Here is a 19610-nt window from a genome sequence, read left to right on the forward strand (position 1 = left end):
AGGTAAAGAATGACTCAACTTACGCCAACACTAGAACTTGCACTAGATTTAATTTCACGACCATCTGTCACACCTGAAGACGCAGGCTGCCAAGACCTGATGATCGAGCGTTTAGAAAAAATTGGCTTTAAAATTGAACGCATGCCGTTTGGTGATGTGAAAAACTTTTACGCTAAACGTGGCTCAGATGGCCCTAACCTCTGCTTTGCTGGCCACACAGATGTGGTACCAACAGGCCCCGAGTCCGAATGGAAAGTATCTCCATTCAAGCCAGAAATCATAGATGGCGTACTTTTCGGTCGTGGCGCAGCAGACATGAAAGGCAGTCTTGCTGCAATGGTTACAGCGGTAGAAAACTTTGTAGCAGAACATCCAAATCACAATGGTCAAATTTCATTTTTGATAACAAGTGATGAGGAAGGCCCGTTTGTAGATGGTACAACCCGCGTTGTGGATGCACTCATGGCACGCGAAGAAAAAGTGGACTGGTGCATTGTTGGCGAACCTTCTAGCACCAAAACGCTAGGCGATATTATAAAGAATGGCCGTCGCGGCTCATTCAGCGGAGACCTAACTATCTATGGTAAGCAGGGTCATGTCGCCTATCCGCACCTTGCCGTTAATCCAATTCATCTAGCCTCGCCAGCACTAGCAGAGTTTGCCAGCACAAAATGGGATGATGGCAATGACTTCTTCCCACCAACTAGCTTCCAAGTTTCTAATATTCATGCCGGTACTGGTGCAACCAATGTTGTGCCTGGCAAGCTTAACGCTCAATTCAATTTCCGCTTTTCCTCGGAGCTTACTTTCGATGATTTGAAGGGAAAGGTAACCGACATTCTAGATAAACATGAGCTTAAATATGACGTCGAGTGGACTTACAACGGCCTACCATTCCTGACCAAACCAGGCGAGTTAGTCGACGCGATTGTAGACGCTGTTCAAAACACGGTAGATATCACTCCAGAACTTTCAACTTCAGGAGGCACATCAGATGGACGCTTTATCGCAAAAATGGGTACACAAGTCGTCGAATTAGGTCCAATTAACGCCACAATACATCAAATCAATGAATGCGTTGATGCGGAAAGTTTGAATCAACTTTCCCTAATTTATCAGCGCATTTTAACGAACTTGATGGCAAAATAGGCCCATCGTGAGCAAAGCAACCTCCTTCATTCATTCTTTGGCCATGAAGCTTGGCAGAAACCCTAAGCTAGCACTTATTAAGTTGATTCAGGGAGGCTTGCTGTTTGCATTCGGTGTACTCATGATATTCGTCGCTAACAATCTCGTGGTTGACTCCATTCAACGTGAAATCATTGCTCTAGTTGGTCTGGCCTTAGCTGCTGCCGGTGTACTTTGGTCATTGGTTGGCTATCTATCCATGAGTGTTTTACGCATCTATCACATGTTAAATAAGAAGGATTAATCCGATGCAGCCTGATATCGAAATCTATCTGCTGTCCTGCCCGACTGATCGCATCATACGTTGGCTGGAACAAGACTTCTCTGTAAATGAGGTGCGTACTTCCAGCGACGCTTCCATCAAAGTAACACTTACCTTTAATGGACACAGTATCCCCGTCACAATATTAGAGAAAGCTGCTGGAAAACGCTTTACATCCATATGGTTTGATTCTGATCGAACCCCATGGGAGAGCGATATGGATTGCGCAAGGTATGCTTTTGAAAAACTTAATTGTGAAGTGCGATGCAACTATCAAGGATGGCAGGAAGACGGTCAAGACGACCCTGACCTTTGGTGGCGAATCAACGATCATGGTGAAGGCCCTTACATTTGGCGCTAATCCAGCCACGAACACATCCAGAATAAGAGAATTTTTATGCAAATTACTATGCTGAAAGGCAAACTTCACATGGCATCTGTAACCCAAGCTGAGCTATGGTACGACGGCTCATGTGCGATCGATAGCGACTTGGTGAAGCTTGCGGGTTTACGTGAGTTTGAAAAAATTGATATCTATAATGTAGATAATGGTGAGCGCTTCCATACATATGTAATTTTAGCGGAGGCCGGTTCAGGGACAATTTCTATGAATGGCGCCGCAGCAAGACGAGTACAAGTTGGCGATCGAGTGATTATCGCTGCCTACGCACAGATGGATGAAGCAGAAGCAAACAACTTTAAGCCCAAATTAGTATATTGCAACAAAGACAATACGGTTGAACGCACGGCGAATACAATACCTGTTCAAGTCGACTGATAATCGACCATAACAGAAATAAAAAAAGGTCGCTAAAGCGACCTTTTTTGTCATATGCTGCTAATGAGGCTTATTTAGTCGCTGCCAATGCCGCTTCATAATCAGGCTCTTCTGCTGTCTCAGCTACCTGCTCAGTGTATACCACCTCACCTTGCTCATTGATTACAACTACCGAACGAGAAAGCAACCCAGTCAATGGACCTGTTGTAAACTCTACACCGTAGTCTTTACCAAACGAAGAGCGGAAGCTTGAGCCTGACTCTACGTTTTCCAGACCTTCTGCGCCACAAAAGCGTGCAGCAGCAAAAGGAAGGTCTGCCGACACACAAAGAACTACAGTATTCTCAAGACTTGATAATGCTTCATTAAACTTACGTACAGATGTAGCACAAACACCGGTATCGACAGATGGAAAAATATTAAGCACTAGTTTCTTGCCAGCGTAGTCAGCAAGAGAAGTTGTAGATAAATCCGTTTTAACTAGTTCAAAATTGACTGCATTTGAACCCACTTTAGGTAATTCACCGATTGTTTCAAATGAGTTACCTTGTAATGTTACTGTTGCCATAATGTCCTCTCTTAAGATGATGCGATTCACTGCATCGTTTTTAACTTTTTACAATGGAAACGTTTTCCGCTTGCTTACCTTTTTCACCTTCTGTAACGGTGAAACGAACTTTCTGCCCTTCGATCAGGAAGCGTCGACCACGACCTCGGATTGCACGGTAATGCACAAACACATCATCACCGTTATCCATCGTAAGGAAACCAAATCCCTTAGAAGAATTAAACCACTTAACTGTACCTAACTCACGATCGTCATTTTCTTCCTCAGTGTGCACGTCATCAGAAGATTCTGAACGCTCACCCGCACTGGCATTAGACAACACTGAACCAAGGTATACGGTAATGAATGTCACAAGAAAATAAATAACGTAATACTCTCCAATTTCAGCCTTAACCAAAGGCGCAATAATTAGAGGTGTTACAAGGGCAAATATAAGACTGACTAATAAAGCACGTACTGATAAAAACATGGTAGTTCCTTGAATATGTTTACTAATTTTTTGTTATAAATTCCTAAATGTATACTGACTTAGTGTAGCAGTGCACTTAAATTAAACTCCAAACAATACTCACTATCAAAAAAGAGCCTACTATCCATTGAAATTTAATCAAGACATCACCATAAACAACTTATTAAAGCATAGAAATGTCAGCAAAAATCACGCCAAAATACTTATATGACACATACCAGAAATCTGAATTGGTAAAGATTATTAAGTACTTAGCACATTAGAAGACTACCATATAGCAGCCATCTATGAATACCTTAGACTTATTAAACAAAATCGACGAACTTGAAATCAAAAGCCAATTTCAAGAAGAAACGATTGACGAACTAAATAGCGCCTTGACTCGACAGCAACAAGATCTTCTCCTGCTGAAAGAACAAGTCAAACTGCTTGCCAAGCGACTAGAGGACCAAAGACAAAATTCGGGTTCAGGCATTAACAGCGCCATCGAAAAGCCACCACACTATTAATTATGATCTAGCGAGCGCTTTACATAAATATCAAAACGTCCGGATTTGCCATCTAAGCGAAAAGATGGCTCTTCGCCATTCAGGTAAGGGGCACCCTTTGGCCGCTTTACGACCACTCGATATCGCGCCAAAAGCATCGCTTTTGGCAATAAACTGTCTGCATCAGCATCATGACCCACGAGATCTCTGAAAAAAGCCATCTCTTTTTTAACCGCAGCAGACGACTTATCATTATGAGGAAACATTGGGTCTAAATAAACGACGTCAACGCACTCCTCCTCTTCAACCTCAAATATCGTATCTAGAGCCAAGCTGATACGCTCCATAATATCAGCAATATCAACTACCATCTTTGCTCGATCTACACCATCACAAAGCAATTCTCTGACAAACCCGACTCGCTCATAAAGAGTAACGTTGCACCCTAAACTCGCCAGCACAAATGCATCACGTCCAAGCCCGGCTGTTGCATCAAAGATGGTTAAACCTTGACGCTTAGTTAAACCACATGCTTTAGCAATATCTTGGCCTTTGCCACCGCCAAATTTACGTCGATGATCCACCGCTCCACTTGCTAACTCAACCGAGACAGGCTTTGGTGCTCCCTTGCCAGTTTTCGCTATCACCAGTGCATCATCTTGATGCATCAACAGGTAATCATAATCAGTAACAAACTTAAGCTCACTCGTTAACCGATATTTTGGTAACTGTAAGCGCTGCGCTAAGTCGCGAATGTGCGTTTCTGAATTGCGATATGCAACGGCAAGAGTACTAGGCGTAAACATCGATACCTATTAATTGGTGACGTGGGTTATTAGGAGATAATGCTTCTGTCGATTGGTATGCAGTGATTGCTTGCTGAGCAAAAGCACTCATGCCATCAACTTTAAAAAAGCGCGCAGAGTCTGAACTTGAAGCTTGCTCAAAACTCTCAATCGTACTGGGTAGCAAGCTGCCACTGCTAGATTTCCCCTGACTAGCAACCGTTGAAGTTTGAGAACGAGTGGTATAGTTGGTGTTAGTTTGGGGGATGATAGGAAAATTGCTACCAACATTCATAAATCAACTCACCTTTACCAGCCAAAGAAGGAATCCACCCAAAGCCAATCGATATAACATAAATGGCAGGAACCCTATTTGGTTGAGCCATTTCAAAAACAGATGTATACAAAGATAGGCGCTTAACGCAGAGAGCACAACACCCCAAAAGATGATATTCCAATTAGCAGCATGTAATGCATCTCCACTTAAAAGTTCAATACCTTTGAATGCTCCGGCGGCCAAAATAATAGGTATTGAAAGAAGGAAAGAAAAGCGCGCTGCAGAATCTCTATCAAACCCCATAAATCTTGCTGCGGTCATGGTTATCCCTGAGCGTGAAGTACCAGGTACTAAAGCTAAAGCCTGTACTATACCAATCGTGACAACATTAGACAGTTTTAAATCTTCCAATTTTTTTGACTTGCTAAAAAATTGGTCGGATAGCCATAGCAATACACCAAACCCAATGGTGCTGTAGGCAATCACCTCAATAGATCTAAGATTATTTTCAATTAGTCCATTTAGAGTTGCGCCTGCAATCATTGCAGGCACACTGGCATAAATAACCCACCATCCTAAACGACTGTTATCCGTTTTAGCACTTCCCGTTAACGAGCCTACCCAATCTTTTAGAATTGAGAAGATATCACTCCAGAAATAACTTACTACTGCTATCAGCGTTCCAACATGAACAGCCACATCAAACGCCAATCCCTGATCAGGCCACGCCAATATGTGAGAAGGTAAAATTAAATGCGCGGAACTAGAAACAGGCAGAAACTCAGTTAGCCCCTGAATTAAAGCAAGAAATACTACATGATACCAAAACATCAACTATCGCTTACCAATTCGGGCAGGTTGCTTTTCCCAAGTAATTTCGTCTCGTAGGTAAACGGGTAACGCTTGCTCCGCAGAGACAGTTTTACCTTGAGAAAAGTCAAACGCGGCAAGCTCTGCAATACATGCTGCACGTGGCGCAATATCCTGCAAAACGTCCGTTGCAGGTGTTGCTAGCACTTCATTTAAACGATCTTGATACAACCAACCAGAACCAACGCCTTGGTATGCCTGTTCAATAGCCATCAAATTATCAGGTGCGATCACTCGTTCAGCAAACGTTTCCTGAGCCACCCAAAAGTCATTTTGTTTCTCAATGTGATAACCACCAACATAGATTTCGCCCATTCGTGCATCTAAAGCTGCAAGCCAATCGTTATGGTAAGTCGCTTGATGCGCCTCAAGAGCCATAGCCGCCAAGGTAGAAACCGGCACAACAGGTAAATCTGCACCATAGGCAAGACCCTGAACGACACCAGCACTGATACGTAAACCGGTAAAAGAACCAGGACCACGACCGAATGCAATAGCGTCCAGCTGAGACAGTGTTAAGCCAGCTTGTGACAACAGCTGATCCACCATAGGTAGGATCAAATCATTATGTTGACGCGGAGCCATGCGGAAATCTTCCAGCACAGCACCATTTTGAATCAACGCCACGGAACAAGCTGGCGTTGAAGTATCCAAAGCAAGAATTGCGCTCATTACGAGATTAAGCCTTAAGTGCTGCTAGCAAACCTTGTTTGATTTCGTTTAGATCGCCAACACCGTTCACTTTCACGAACTTAGGTGCTGTCGCTGCATCTTCTTGTTGCCAAGCTTGGTAGTAACCAATCAGAGGCGCTGTTTGATCGTGGTAAATAGACAAACGCCTACGCACTGTTTCTTCAGTATCGTCTGCACGCTGAATCAGGTCTTCGCCTGTTTCATCATCTTTGCCTTCCACTTTTGGTGGGTTGTACACCACATGGTAAGTACGGCCTGATGCTTCATGTACACGACGCCCACTCATACGCTGAACGATCTCTTCATCCGCAACGTCGATTTCAACAACATAGTCGATCGCAACGCCTGCTTCTTTCAAAGCATCTGCTTGAGGAATTGTGCGCGGAAAACCATCAAATAGCGCACCGTTTTCACAGTCAGCTTCTTGAAGACGCTCTTTTACTAAACCGATAATAATATCATCAGACACAAGCTGACCTGCATCCATTACCGCTTTTGCTTTCAAGCCAAGCTCAGTGCCTGCTTTTACTGCTGCACGAAGCATGTCGCCAGTTGAAATTTGTGGAATACCAAACTCTTCAGTAATGAACTGAGCCTGAGTGCCCTTACCTGCGCCTGGCGCTCCTAACAAAATAACTCGCATAATTTATCTCCAATAGTCTGCGTAAAGTCGGCACGGCGAGTAATAAACCAGGGCTATTTATAGCACTGGCAAGCGTAAAAACAGAAAGCGACCTCTCACGCAATTACCCGCTAATTATAATTTTGAGGCCGCTAGAATACCGAAGCCTACACAAAATTTGCAAACGAACTTGTCGTTTTGTGGTTTTAAGGCAGGCTATATTACGTATTTTTGATATTTTTTCCAGTTAGCCCGTATTTTGCATGCCACTGGCAATGCCTGCCATTGTAATCATTAATGCCTTATTGACTGCTACATTCTCATCATCCAACCGACTACGATGCAATAATTCCGCTTGCAGATAATGTAATGGGTCAATGTAAGGGTTGCGAACATCAATAGATTGTCGAATGGTTTTGTTATCTTCTATAAGACGTTCTTGTTGCTTCACTTGCTTGACCAGCTCTCTAACTTGAGAAAGTTTACGACGTAACAAATAGCCTAAACCTCGAAGTTCCTCTGGCACTAAACGCTTCTCGTAGTACTCTGCGATATCAGGCTCTGCTTTTGCTAGCACCATATCCAACATATCCAGATAAGCACCAAAAAAGGGCCACTGTTTATGCATTTCACGCAGACGATCTAAGTTACCGGATTCAACACTTTGCTGTAACGCACTCTCAGCGCCAAGCCACGCAGGCAGCATCAAGCGGATTTGCATCCAAGCAAATATCCAAGGGATCGCCCGCAAACTTTCAACGCCACCGTCTGAGCGACGTCGTGCAGGTCGAGAACCAAGTGGCAGCTTCGCTAACTCTTGCTCTGGAGTGATGGTACGAAAATACGGTACAAAATCCTCATGACCTCGAACGATGGAACGGTATTGATTCATTCCTTCTTCCGCCATTTCATCCATCAAAGCTCGCCACTCTTCCTTCGGCGCTTGTGCTGGTATCAAAGAAGCTTCCATCACAGCGGAACAATAAAGCTCCAGTGAACGTACAGCGATATCCGGAATACCAAATTTAAAGCGAATCATTTCTCCTTGTTCGGTAACACGAATGGCACCTTGTACCGAGCCTGGCGGCTGAGAAAGAATAGCAACATGAGCTGGACCACCACCTCGTCCCACTGTGCCTCCTCGGCCATGGAACAACGTTAATCTCACACCATGTTTTTCACACAGACGGGTCAGCGCTTCTTGTGCGCGATACTGTCCCCAAGTCGCCGCTATCTGACCCGCATCTTTCGCCGAGTCTGAGTAGCCAATCATGACTTCTTGATACCCCGCGATGTAAGACTTGTACCATGGCATTGAGAATAGCTGCTCAATAACAGGCTCGGCATTATCTAAGTCTGCCAAGGTTTCAAACAAAGGCACAATGCGCATATTGAAGCGCACACCAGACTCTTTCAGAAGCAAGGCAACAGCCAGTACATCTGAAGGCGCGCTGGCCATGGAAATAACATAAGAGCCAAATGAATTCTGGTAGCCATTGGCTATGGTTCGAAACGTTGACAGGACTTCTTCGACCATCGGCTCGGGCGACCACTCAGATGGCAACAAAGGACGTTTTGAATTTAATTCCGCCAACAGAAAGGCTTGTCTCGACGCCTCATCCCACTCAGCGTAATCCCCTAAGCCGTAAAAGCGCGTGATCGCTGACAACGCTTCAATATGCTTGGACGCGTCTTGACGAACATCCAAACGAACCAGTGTCATACCAAAAGTGGCAACACGTCGAATTAAATCTAACACTGAACCATTCGCGATCACCTTCATGCCGCAGTCCAATAGCGACTGGTAACATAACGTCAAATCCGCCATCAGTTCAGTATTATCGAGCAGCACGCCTTGATCAGAGACTGATTGACCTTCTAAGCGGGCACGAGCCCATGCTTTTGTGGCTTCCATTTTTCGTTCAAGACTGCGGATGACTTCACGATAAGGTTGCGTACTATCTCCAACTCGTTCACGTAACGCGGCATTGCACTCTGTCATGGAGAACTCTGCTCGAAGCTCTACTAAGTCCTTAAGATATAAGTCGGTCGCCATCCAGCGCGCTAGTAGGACAACTTCCTCTGTGACTTGATGGGTAACGTTTGGGTTACCGTCGCGATCTCCCCCCATCCACGTGGCAAAACGAATAGGCGCTAAATCCAACGGCAGCCGCTCTTCGCCTGTGTATTGTTTAAACTGCTCGTCTAAGTGACGGAAGAACATTGGTACCGCTTGCCATAAGGATTGCTCTATGACGGCAAATCCCCATTTAGCCTCGTCTACAGGCGTCGGCCGCTGGTCACGAATTTCATCGGTATGCCATGCTTGAGTAATGATTTCATTCAATCGACGCACATGCTTTTCTTGCTCAAGCGGTAGAATATTGTCTTTATCAAGCGCTTCAAGCTCATTAGAAATATTGTCGTATTTCCGAATTAAAGAGCGACGGACCACTTCCGTAGGATGCGCCGTTAAGACAAGGTCTATTGCCTGATCTCGCAACGCTTCGACCATTTGTTCAGAGGTAAAGTTTTGCTCTTTTAGGCGTAGTAAAAGATCCCCGACAGGATTCTTGTATATCCCTTTACTTTCATTAGAGCGACGACGATGAACACGGTGATATTGCTCTGCAATATTAGATAGGTTTAAAAACTGGTTAAACGCACGAGCGACCGGAACAATGTCACGATCATCAAGCGCTTCTAACGCTTGAATTAAGGCACTGGAATCGCCACTTTGACGACCATCTTTAGATAGACGACGAATGGTTTCTACCGTGTCTAAAAAGTCTTCCCCCAAATGATTGCTCATGGTTTCCCCTAAGCAATCCCCTAACAAACGCACGTTTTCTCGTAATGAAGCCTGACGATCGGTCACCATACGTCTCCTTATAGTGTATGCACTCGATGAACGAGCTTGGCGCTATAAACCAGAGGCTTTAGCGTCATCCCATAATTGATCCAACTCTTGTAAAGTACAGTCAGTCAAGCAAACCTCTCGTTCGCGTAACTGGGTTTCGATGTAAGCAAAGCGGCGGCGAAATTTCACATTGGTTTGCATTAAGGCTTGCTCTGGTGCAATAGACAGATGGCGCGCCAGATTTGACACAGCAAACAGCACATCACCAAGCTCGGCCTCGGCTTCAGCCTTAGAAAGATGCTGAATCGCCTCTTCTAATTCATCTAATTCTTCTCGTATTTTATTGAAGACTGGTGCCGTATCAGACCAATCAAAACCCACTGTGGCGGCTTTTTTCTGCAACTTCACTGCTTGGGTCAACACTGGCACACTGTTCGATACGCTGTCTAATAAACCTTGATGATGTTCGCCTTTCGCCTTTTTTTCTTGTGCCTTGATAATTTGCCATTGCGCATTGATTTCGTCTTCGGTTAAACGATTCGGGCTCGCATAACTGTCAAATGTACCATCAGGAAAGACATGCGGATGACGGCGAAGCATTTTCTCAACGATCGTTTGAATCACATCAGAGAAATTAAAGGCATTTTCTTCGCTGGCCATCTGAGCATGAAAAACCACCTGAAACAAAAGATCACCTAGTTCATCCTTCAGATCATCTCGATTACCACGAACAATTGCATCCATTACTTCATAAGCTTCTTCCAAAGTATACGGTGCAATCGTGGCAAAGCTTTGTTTCTGATCCCAAGGGCAACCATATTGCTTGTCACGCAGCATGGTCATCAGCGCTAGTAAATCATTTAAGGTATATTTCAATTATCTCGCTCCCTAAAGACATCTAGCACATTAGGCAACTGGTTGATTCGGTGAAGTAAACGAGACAGGGAACTGATTTCGCTCACCTCAATGGTAAACCGTATTGACGCAGTATGATCGGCTTTTGCCGAGATTGTGTTCATGGACAAAAGGTTTACTTTCTCATTCGCCAACAACGATGTGATATCGTTTAAAAGGCCAGTACGGTCATAAGCTTGGACTCGAATGTTAACCGGATACAGGTTATCAACTTCCTCGCCCCAGCTCACTTGAACCATACGTTCTGGTTCTTCTAGCTGTAATTGCGCTGCATTAATACAATCTTGGCGGTGGATGGAAACACCACGGCCTTGGGTGATATAGCCAATAATGTCGTCTCCAGGAATAGGAGAGCAACACTTCGCCATTTGCGTTAGCAACTTACCTACACCTTGGATATGAATGTCATTATCCGAGGTTTTATGACGGCTTTTCTTAAGGCGAATAGGTCGAGCAACTGGCTGGCCATCTAAACCATGAATATCATCAATGACACGTAACACACGGGACAGTTGAATATCACCAGCGCCCAACGAAACGTAGACATCATCACCATTAGAGAAATTAAAACGCTCGGCGATCGTAGAGAAATCTAATTTATTTTCTTCAATACCCAAACGTTTCAGCTGCTTGTCTAATACCGTGCGACCCGCCTCTAGATTCTTCTCACGATCTTCTCTTCTGAACCAACTTTGAATTTTGGCACGCGCACGGTTGGTATTGACATAGCCTAGAGTCGGATGCAGCCAGTCGCGGCTTGGACCACCTTCTTTGGTAGTTAGAATCTCAACCTTATCGCCGGTTTTAAGATGCGTCACCAAAGAAATGATCTTGCCATTCACTTTAGCACCTCGGCAACGGTGGCCAATTTCCGTATGCACTCGGTAAGCGAAATCGACTGGTGTCGCATTGACTGGCAAGTCGACAACATGTCCATCAGGGGTGAACACATAGATGCGATCCTGCTCAATGTCGTTCATTACCTGCTCACTCAATGACTCCAAGTCACCTTGCACTTCATGGAAATCCAGGATCGTGCGCAGCCATTGCAACTTCTCTTCATAACTTGAGCTGTTGGAACTTAGATCGGTCCCTTTGTACTTCCAGTGAGCACAGACACCTAACTCAGCATCTTCATGCATTTTATGAGTTCGGATTTGAATTTCTAATACACGACCTTGAGGTCCTACTACGGCAGTGTGCAGAGACTGATAACCGTTTGATTTAGGATTACTAATGTAATCATCAAATTCTTGTGGGATAGGCTTCCAAAGGTTATGAACGATTCCGAGCACGCCATAACATTGCATTGGTTCATCAACTAGGATTCGGACCGCTCGAACATCATACACCTCGTCAAAAGCAATGTTCTTGCGGCGCATTTTACGCCAGATGCTATAGATGTGTTTGGCACGCCCCATCACATCTGCATGAATATCAATCGCTTCCATACGTTCTTTAAGCACTGTAATAACGTCATCGATAAACTGTTGACGGTCTAGGCGCTTTTCATCCAATAGCTTGGCAATGCGTTTATATTCACCTGGGTACAAATACCGGAAGGAGAGATCTTCAAGCTCCCATTTTATGTGACCAATCCCTAGCCGATGTGCCAAGGGTGCATAAACACTTTGAACTTCCAACGCAACCGCTTCTTTGCGTTGATCACTTTGGTGTTTTGCTTCTTTGATCGCACATGCACGTTCCGCTAACTTAATGAGTACGACACGCACATCATCTATGATCGATACGAGCATTTTACGCAAAGACTCTAGCTGATTTTCATGACTTCCCAGCACTTCAGCCGTGGTATCTTTGGACAAGTTCTTAGAAACTTCTCCCATTCGAATGACACCTTCAATCAAAGATGCAACTTTACGGCCAAACATGTCGCTTACTTTCGAAAGTACCAGTTGGTCCTCGCGAACAACTCGATACAAAGCAGCAGCGATTAATGAATCTTGATCTGCACGAAATCCCGCCAGTATTTCGACCATTTCAAGGCCAGCTCTAAAAGTACTGGCCTGGGGGCCCCAATAAGATGATCTACCCGATACAGCTTCTGCTTGCCTCGCTAACTCACAAGCCATCCTAAGTGGGACTCGACTAGCTTCATCGACTTTATCGGCAAACTGTGACATCCAAGCATCAATATCTACTGAGCCATCAGCTAAAACAGGGTGATCCTTTCTTACTGTAACCATCTCAACTACCCTTCTGGTAACATCTTATTTCTGCAACAACATCATTGCTTCTACATGTGACGTTTGTGGAAACATATCCATCATACATACTTTTGTCACACGATATCCATTCTCAACCAAATACTGAGCATCCCTTGCTAACGTTGAAGCGTTGCAAGAAACATACAAAATTTGGCTTGGCTTGAGTCTTACCAACGTTGGTAAAAACTCCAAAGCGCCTGCTCGTGGTGGATCTAATAACGCCTTAGTAATCTTGGCTTTCTTTAAACGATTCGGTGGTGGCAATGTTAAATCGGCGGCTAAAAAAGCTGTATTGTCCAGCCCTGCTGCCGTGGCATTCGCTTGCCCCATTTCCACCATACTCTCAATCGCTTCAACAGCAAGCACCTGTCCGGCTCTTTTTCCTAGTGGAAGAGAGAAATTCCCAGCACCACAAAACAGGTCAAGCACAACATCATCCTGCATCAAATTGAGCCACTCCATTGCTTGCTCAACCATCGCATCATTGATTTGTGCATTCACTTGGATGAAGTCTTGTGGGTGAAAGTTCACTTTTAACCCATCAACTAAATAATGACGCGGCGCATTCGCTTGCACTTTAGATTGGTCTGGTAATTGCCAATACACATCAATGTCATTGGATATCGTCCATTCCGACAGTTGCTCTTTTTCCGTTTCAGGAACATCTCGCGTTTGACGTAGCACACAAGCTACGCCTGAATTATCCAGCAATAGCTCAACATGACCAAGCTTCGCAACCAAAGAGCTTTGCAGAATATAAGACCTTATACTCGCATAAGCTTCCTGTAGAGCTGGAGCCAAAACCTGACACTGTTCAACATCAACAATGGTATTAGATGCCTTTGCCCGAAACCCCATGCTAACTTGCTGATTTTTAGCAAAAATCGATAGGCGCGCTCGGCGTCGATAACCAAACTCTTCACCTTGTAACTTGGTTATTTGGTCAGGCAGCTCTAATTTACGAAATTGATTACGCAACCACTCTGTTTTTAAATCACGTTGAGCCTCAATATCCATATGTTGTAACTGGCAGCCACCACATTGCTCAAAGTATTTACAGCTCGGTGATCTTCTGGAAGGACTGGTATGAATACGCTTCAAGGTGGTTGCTTGATTAAACTGGCGTCCTTCTTTGATAAGGCGTGCTTCAACTTGCTCGCCAGTTATCGCACCTTCAACGAACGTTACTTTACCTTGATCCCTAACCACCCCATGACCTTCATGGGTCATGCTCTCGATGGTAAAGGTTCGAATGGGAGATGAGATAGGCTTGCCCTGATGCGCTTTAGGGCGACGGTTCGATCGGTTTTTCAAGATAACATCTCTATTCATGGTATAGAGCCCAAATAATACCTTATCTATGCATTCCGACCTAGGGCAAGCTAGTAATTAGACTTAGTTGAATACGCCTGTTGATAAGTATCGGTCACCACGGTCACAAATAATGACAACAATCGTTGCATTTTCAACTTGCTCAGACAAAGCCAGCGCAGCACTCACCGCCCCACCTGAAGACACTCCACAGAAAATACCTTCTTCCTTAGCTAAGCGACGCATAACGACTTCTGCATCCAGCTGTTCAACATCCATCACACGATCAACCCGAGAAGCCTCAAAGATTGTTGGCAAGTACTCTTCAGGCCATCGACGAATACCAGGAATACTACTTCCCTCAGAAGGCTGCAAACCGATGATTTCTATATCTGGATTCTGCTCTTTTAGAAAGCGGGATATCCCCATAATGGTCCCCGTCGTTCCCATCGAGCTTACAAAATGAGTTACCTCACCTTGTGTTTGATGCCAGATTTCAGGCCCAGTAGAAATATAATGAGCATTAGGGTTATCTTGATTTCCAAATTGATTGAGCACTTTCCCTTTACCCGCAGCTTGCATCTCTAATGCAAGATCACGAGCACGCTCCATACCTTCCTCTTTACTCACTAGATGAAGAATAGCGCCGTATGCTGTCATTGCAGACTTACGCTCCTGACTCATATTGTCAGGCATAATAAGATGCATTTCATAACCTTTAATCGCCGCTGCCATTGCTAGAGCGATTCCAGTGTTTCCACTCGTTGCTTCAATCAGACTGTCGCCAGCCTGAATATCACGACGCGCTTCTGCCTGTGCAATCATATTCAGGGCGGGTCGATCTTTCACTGAACCAGCAGGATTTTGACCTTCCAGCTTCAATAAAATTGTATTGCTCGGATTGGGGTTGATACGCTGTAGTCTAACAACTGGCGTATTGCCTATAATTGATTCAATAGTTGGATATTCGATCATAAAACTCAGACACTTGAGACATTATATAAATTAATGGTTTACGCTTTTTTACTAGATCGTATTAGAATGCAGATCAATTAGATAATAAACTACAAACTAGTTATAAATTTAAGCCTATTGTTGCACTAGGAGTGACAGACTATGCATAAGTCCCTAAAAATCGGCGTACTAATTGCCGCAACCTCATTAGTAGGCTGCGATATGTTTGGTGGCCCTTCAGCAGATATTCCTGATGCAGAGCTACGCAAAAAGTGGCGCGAATGCAAAACCATCAGCAATCCATCAAGAACAAAAGTTCTTGCATGTGAAAACTATGAACGTGAATGCGAGCGCCGAAAGGGTAAAGGTAACATAGCTTGCTACTAAAGTTGTTGTAGAGAAATAGGAAATGAAAAATGCGCGACACCGATAGTTCTTTACTTCATAAGACTTTATGGAAAGCCATTTTTCTACCTGTTGCATTCGTCATTTTCATAACCTGTATCTTTTTGCTTATCAATGAGATTGTGGAAACGCGTAAGCAATTTGAGTACCTCAATAGCTACCAAACAGAGCAAATTGCAGATGCCAGTGAATACGCGCTCCTATTCAACGATCGCAACCTGATAAATAACAACATTCAGAGTTTACTAAAACAGCCTGACATTATTGGTGTCACTTACTACAACAACCAAGGTGAAGAAATTGAAAGCATTGGCCAATTTACCCTTACCGTCAATTTGCCTCATGTTGCCACACATGAATACAGTGACAACGATGATTTCATTTCTATCGCCCCGATTTACTACAACAACGATAATCAAGCAAAAGACTTAGAAGACACGCCTTTCAATGTCCCAAATAGTGCTATCTTGGCGGATGCTATAGGACTCTCTAATCCCCCCCAACAAGAACTGCTTGGTTGGGTTCAAGTGACCTCCAGCACCCAAAGAATTCAACTTAAAAACATTATCATGGGCTTAACATCATTTGCCTACTTTCTGATCGCTACATTCCTAGCAGGCATTTTGAGCTGGCGCTACACAAAAAAAATATCAACCCCCTGGTTAAATATCGCCAAACGCATTAGTCTAATTTCTCAAAACGAGTTCGAAAAAGCAGACCTACTTCTTCTCCCAGACGAGATGGCAAAACCCCAAGAGGCATTGCAACACATAACTGAACGTCTTCGAAATTACCGCACAGAACTAGAAAATGAAATAGACCGTGTAACCAAAGAAACACGTGAAAATTCAACCTTGTTAGAAGAGAAAAGTGCTCAACTCCATATCGCCAACAAAGAAGCAATGGAGTCTAACCGCTTAAAAACACAGTTTTTAGCTAATATATCCCATGAGATTCGCACGCCGTTAAATGCAATCCTAGGCTATACAAATTTATTGAAAAAAGATGAGCTACATTCTCAACAACGAAGCTATGTTGAAACCATAGCTCAATCAACAAATGACCTATTGGCTACAATAGGCAATATTCTTGACTTTTCAAAAATAGAAGCTGGTAAAACGGTTGTCCTTGAAAAAGAAGATTTCAATATAAAAGATACTATTAATGATGTCTTGCACTCGCTCTCTTCAACTTTGACTAGCGAAATTAAAGATATCGATTTAATCCCTGTATTTTCTGAAGAGCTACCAGATTGGGTCAAAGGCGATAAAACTAGGTTACGCCAAATTCTTAACAATCTGGTCGGCAATGCCATCAAATTCACGCAAGACGGCACGATCCATATATATACTCACTGTAAAGCTATCACACAAAAACAGCTCAATATCAATATTCAGGTAGTGGATACAGGCTGTGGCATTGACAGCGAAAAGCTCAATCAGCTCTTTAAACCATTTTCACAAGTCGATTCGAGTCATACAAGAAGCTATGCAGGAACCGGCTTGGGGTTAGTAATTACAAAGAAACTGATTGAGCAAATGAACGGTTCAATCGGAGTAAGTAGCGAGCTTGGCAGAGGCTCTAACTTTTTCTTTGATATTAAACTCGAACCCTCTTTTAAGAAGTCAAAGACGATTACCAAGATCGAGCAAAAATGGATTATATTGGAACCCAATACACGCTACAGAGGCTATCTAGAAAGCTTATTTGATCAAATCGCGCCACGCGCTACTTTCTGCAGCACCATTGAACAGTTCATGTTCGATTTACACAATACGGATGAAAACTATTTTGGAGCCCTAGTCTGTGTGAGTGATGATAGAATGGGAGCAGAAGACGCAAATGAGTTGTGCAAATATTTATATAATCGCTTCAAGCTGCCATGTTTACTTCTGTGCAAGCCACTCAGCTATTTGGCTCAAAACTCTCAGCAATACCAACTGTGCCATGAAATCTTACAAAAACCAGTTTCGATAAGTCGTCTTTATACTGCCCTGACTGGCGAAAGAGACAAAGGGCTTCCTACTCTTAACCATAAAGGTGATACAAAAACAGAGAATGAATATTCTCACCTTGAGCAACTTCAAGTTCTCGCTGTTGATGACACAGCCATCAACCTACAACTTCTAGGCCACTGGTTAGCCCCTTATAAAATCAACCTAACCTTGGCTTATTCAGGCTCCGAGGCAATTGAGCTAGCTAAGAAGCAGCGCTTTGACCTAATTTTAATGGATATTCAAATGCCTGAAATGGATGGAATGGAAACAACTCGACGCTTGAGGCTGTTATCTGAGTATTCAGAAATCCCTATCATCGCGTTAACCGCCCATGCTCTCGCCGAGGAACAAGAGTCTATTCTAGCAAGCGGAATGAACGCCTACCTAACAAAGCCTATTAACGAAGAAACATTGCTTAGCACGTTGGATAAGTGGTGCACTTCAGACGTAAGTTTAAGCCAGCAAGTTGCAGAACAACTCGAAGAAGTATTTGATTTAAACAAAGCTTTATCCATGGCAGGAAACCGATCAAATGCAGCGAAAGATCTTTTCGAAATGCTAATGAAGTCTCTTATAGAAGATCAACGACTCCTAAGCCATCACTACCAGAATAAAGATCTAGAGAAGCTTATAGCTACCGTTCACCGAATTCATGGTGCAAGCAAATATTCAGGCACTGTTGAGTTGACTAAACATGCCAATTTCCTAGAAACGCACTTAAAAGAGCTGGGCTTTGACGAAGTGGATGAAGTGTTCCAAGACTTTATGGAGAGCCTAGAACGTCTTAAAAGCAGGCAGGACCTTATACCCTGGCCTCAAGCGTCACAAACGCCAGAGCAAAGCTCTGCTCATCAGACAAACTAAGGTGCCAATTTACTGGCTGCCCAATCATTTCAACAATAACGTTATCTACCTCTAACGTTGGCTTGCCAGAAGGCAAATTCACCACCGTGAAGTGTTGGAAGCTAACCCCTACACCAATCCCCGTTCCCAAAGCCTTAACTGCCGCTTCTTTGGCTGCAAAACGCTTTGCAAGAAAAGAAATAGCTCGCTGAGAATTTAGCAAATCATACTGCGCCCGCTCATGAGGCGTCAGAATACGATTGACAAATCGATCACCAATTCGTCCTACAGAGTCTGCAATACGTTGTATTTCAATAATGTCAGTACCGATTCCTAAAATCATAATTTACTCGGATGCGATCTATATAACTGAAACAATGGCACTTGCCATAAGCGTTCACCATCATAAGGTTTAGACGGCAGCAAAGAGCGCGATTTTAAAGGTTTTCCACCTAACGCGATGTCTAGCCAAGCTCTATGCAACTCTTTAGCGAGCAACAACACTGGCTTGGAGCCCCAATCTCCTTGTGCATATGCGGTGGCTGCCGCTCCATCTACAAAGACAATCGGCTTTACTTTAGGCCGTTCGCCATAATAGGGACGCAGGCCAAACTTATGATGCAATTGATAAAGTTGTTGTGACTCAAGCACCTCACCTCGACCTGTTGCTGACATATTAACTTGCATACCAAGCTCTTCAAACAAACCAAGTTCAAACCGCCTAAGTAGAGGTGCGGCTGGCGCCTCACCATTTAAATGGCTTATCAGCCATCGATATAGAATATAAAGAGGCTCAAAGGGTAAGTTAGTAGGTAACAACCTCTCGATGAGCTCATGTACATAAAAAGCGCTGTACAATGCTGTACCTTGAAGAACAACTGGCGCTTCGAGCGCTTCGGCAGTTCGAATTGTCTTCAACTCACCTCGACCAGAGAGCTCAAATTCCAACAATAAAAAAGACCCGGGGGACACCCGAGCCTCTTTCGCTTTTTTACGCCAAACTCCTCGTATTAAGCCCGCTTCACGAGTCAAAATGTCCACTAAGACTTTGTCATCTTGAAAGGGACGAGTATGTATTACGTAGCCTTGGACGCGCACAA

At 43.9% G+C, this 19610-nt stretch carries 21 protein-coding genes; 7 read left to right on the forward strand and 14 right to left on the reverse strand.

Annotated elements, in window-relative coordinates; genetic code table 11:
- The first annotated feature begins 9 nt into the window (after positions 1 to 9).
- From dapE to panD, 4 genes are read left to right on the forward strand one after another with little or no spacing between them, the layout of a single operon-like run.
- Entirely contained in the window at positions 10 to 1149 is a 1140-nt protein-coding gene (gene dapE / locus JHD44_RS08405; RefSeq protein WP_199462315.1) for a succinyl-diaminopimelate desuccinylase, read from the forward strand.
- Positions 1150 to 1156: 7 nt separating this feature from the next.
- The gene (locus tag JHD44_RS08410) at positions 1157 to 1432 is read left to right on the forward strand and encodes a hypothetical protein (RefSeq protein ID WP_325097064.1); all 276 of its coding nucleotides are present in this window, start codon (positions 1157 to 1159) and stop codon (positions 1430 to 1432) included.
- Positions 1433 to 1436: 4 nt separating this feature from the next.
- On the forward strand, positions 1437 to 1811 hold the full coding sequence (locus JHD44_RS08415; protein WP_199462316.1) for a hypothetical protein: 375 nt from the start codon (positions 1437 to 1439) through the stop codon (positions 1809 to 1811).
- 36 nt (positions 1812 to 1847) lie between these two features.
- Complete coding sequence (panD, locus tag JHD44_RS08420; protein WP_199462317.1) at positions 1848 to 2228, forward strand: aspartate 1-decarboxylase; 381 nt, start codon at positions 1848 to 1850, stop codon at positions 2226 to 2228.
- Positions 2229 to 2298: 70 nt separating this feature from the next.
- On the opposite strand, the gene tpx is transcribed toward panD, so the two are convergent.
- Complete coding sequence (gene tpx, locus JHD44_RS08425) at positions 2299 to 2796, reverse strand: thiol peroxidase (protein ID WP_199462318.1); 498 nt, start codon at positions 2794 to 2796, stop codon at positions 2299 to 2301.
- A 40-nt stretch (positions 2797 to 2836) separates the two neighbouring features.
- Positions 2837 to 3265, reverse strand: coding sequence for a cold-shock protein (locus JHD44_RS19085; protein ID WP_199462319.1), 429 nt, complete (start codon positions 3263 to 3265; stop codon positions 2837 to 2839).
- A gap of 287 nt (positions 3266 to 3552) precedes the next feature.
- Here JHD44_RS19085 and JHD44_RS08435 point away from each other — a divergent pair, with 287 nt between their 5' ends.
- The gene (locus tag JHD44_RS08435) at positions 3553 to 3774 is read left to right on the forward strand and encodes a SlyX family protein (protein ID WP_199462320.1); all 222 of its coding nucleotides are present in this window, start codon (positions 3553 to 3555) and stop codon (positions 3772 to 3774) included.
- Here JHD44_RS08435 and JHD44_RS08440 read toward each other — a convergent pair.
- From JHD44_RS08440 to cysM, 10 genes are all read right to left on the reverse strand, one after another.
- Positions 3771 to 4559, reverse strand: coding sequence for a class I SAM-dependent methyltransferase (locus JHD44_RS08440; protein WP_199462321.1), 789 nt, complete (start codon positions 4557 to 4559; stop codon positions 3771 to 3773). The two genes, JHD44_RS08435 and JHD44_RS08440, sit on opposite strands and share 4 nt — an antisense overlap.
- Positions 4546 to 4833, reverse strand: coding sequence for a hypothetical protein (locus JHD44_RS08445; RefSeq protein WP_199462322.1), 288 nt, complete (start codon positions 4831 to 4833; stop codon positions 4546 to 4548). The genes JHD44_RS08440 and JHD44_RS08445 overlap by 14 nt, the downstream gene beginning before the upstream one ends.
- 3 nt (positions 4834 to 4836) lie before the next feature.
- The gene (locus JHD44_RS08450) at positions 4837 to 5646 is read right to left on the reverse strand and encodes an undecaprenyl-diphosphate phosphatase (RefSeq protein ID WP_199462323.1); all 810 of its coding nucleotides are present in this window, start codon (positions 5644 to 5646) and stop codon (positions 4837 to 4839) included.
- A gap of 3 nt (positions 5647 to 5649) precedes the next feature.
- Complete coding sequence (tsaB, locus tag JHD44_RS08455; protein WP_199462324.1) at positions 5650 to 6357, reverse strand: tRNA (adenosine(37)-N6)-threonylcarbamoyltransferase complex dimerization subunit type 1 TsaB; 708 nt, start codon at positions 6355 to 6357, stop codon at positions 5650 to 5652.
- Positions 6358 to 6364: 7 nt separating this feature from the next.
- A complete protein-coding gene (gene adk, locus JHD44_RS08460; RefSeq protein ID WP_199462325.1) occupies positions 6365 to 7021 on the reverse strand; it encodes an adenylate kinase in 657 nt (218 codons plus the stop codon).
- Between the two features lie 226 nt (positions 7022 to 7247).
- Positions 7248 to 9881, reverse strand: a complete 2634-nt coding sequence (gene ppc, locus JHD44_RS08465; RefSeq protein WP_199462326.1) for a phosphoenolpyruvate carboxylase — start codon at positions 9879 to 9881, stop codon at positions 7248 to 7250.
- Between the two features lie 42 nt (positions 9882 to 9923).
- Positions 9924 to 10736, reverse strand: a complete 813-nt coding sequence (gene mazG / locus JHD44_RS08470; RefSeq protein ID WP_199462327.1) for a nucleoside triphosphate pyrophosphohydrolase — start codon at positions 10734 to 10736, stop codon at positions 9924 to 9926.
- Positions 10733 to 12979: a GTP diphosphokinase gene (gene relA, locus JHD44_RS08475; RefSeq protein ID WP_199462328.1), complete on the reverse strand. Its 2247-nt coding sequence runs from the start codon at positions 12977 to 12979 to the stop codon at positions 10733 to 10735. The genes mazG and relA overlap by 4 nt, the downstream gene beginning before the upstream one ends.
- Before the next feature lie 24 nt (positions 12980 to 13003).
- A complete protein-coding gene (gene rlmD / locus JHD44_RS08480) occupies positions 13004 to 14332 on the reverse strand; it encodes a 23S rRNA (uracil(1939)-C(5))-methyltransferase RlmD (RefSeq protein WP_199462329.1) in 1329 nt (442 codons plus the stop codon).
- 63 nt (positions 14333 to 14395) lie between these two features.
- Complete coding sequence (gene cysM / locus JHD44_RS08485) at positions 14396 to 15286, reverse strand: cysteine synthase CysM (protein ID WP_199462330.1); 891 nt, start codon at positions 15284 to 15286, stop codon at positions 14396 to 14398.
- Between the two features lie 141 nt (positions 15287 to 15427).
- Between cysM and JHD44_RS08490 the strand changes: the two genes are divergently transcribed.
- Together JHD44_RS08490 and JHD44_RS08495 are read left to right on the forward strand one after the other, a co-directional pair.
- Positions 15428 to 15652 (forward strand): hypothetical protein, encoded by a 225-nt coding sequence (locus tag JHD44_RS08490; RefSeq protein WP_199462331.1) that lies wholly within the window; start codon positions 15428 to 15430, stop codon positions 15650 to 15652.
- Between the two features lie 29 nt (positions 15653 to 15681).
- The gene (locus tag JHD44_RS08495) at positions 15682 to 18531 is read left to right on the forward strand and encodes an ATP-binding protein (protein ID WP_199462332.1); all 2850 of its coding nucleotides are present in this window, start codon (positions 15682 to 15684) and stop codon (positions 18529 to 18531) included.
- On the opposite strand, the gene acpS is transcribed toward JHD44_RS08495, so the two are convergent.
- Together acpS and recO are read right to left on the reverse strand one after the other, a co-directional pair.
- Complete coding sequence (gene acpS, locus JHD44_RS08500; RefSeq protein WP_199462333.1) at positions 18470 to 18853, reverse strand: holo-ACP synthase; 384 nt, start codon at positions 18851 to 18853, stop codon at positions 18470 to 18472. The two genes, JHD44_RS08495 and acpS, sit on opposite strands and share 62 nt — an antisense overlap.
- Positions 18850 to 19608 carry a DNA repair protein RecO gene (gene recO, locus JHD44_RS08505; RefSeq protein WP_199462334.1) on the reverse strand — a complete coding sequence of 253 codons (759 nt, stop codon included), beginning with the start codon at positions 19606 to 19608 and terminating at the stop codon, positions 18850 to 18852. The genes acpS and recO overlap by 4 nt, the downstream gene beginning before the upstream one ends.
- Positions 19609 to 19610: the final 2 nt, after the last annotated feature.

It is taken from the genome of Marinomonas ostreistagni (assembly GCF_016461785.1).
In the GTDB taxonomy this organism is placed as follows: Bacteria; Pseudomonadota; Gammaproteobacteria; order Pseudomonadales; family Marinomonadaceae; genus Marinomonas; species Marinomonas ostreistagni_A.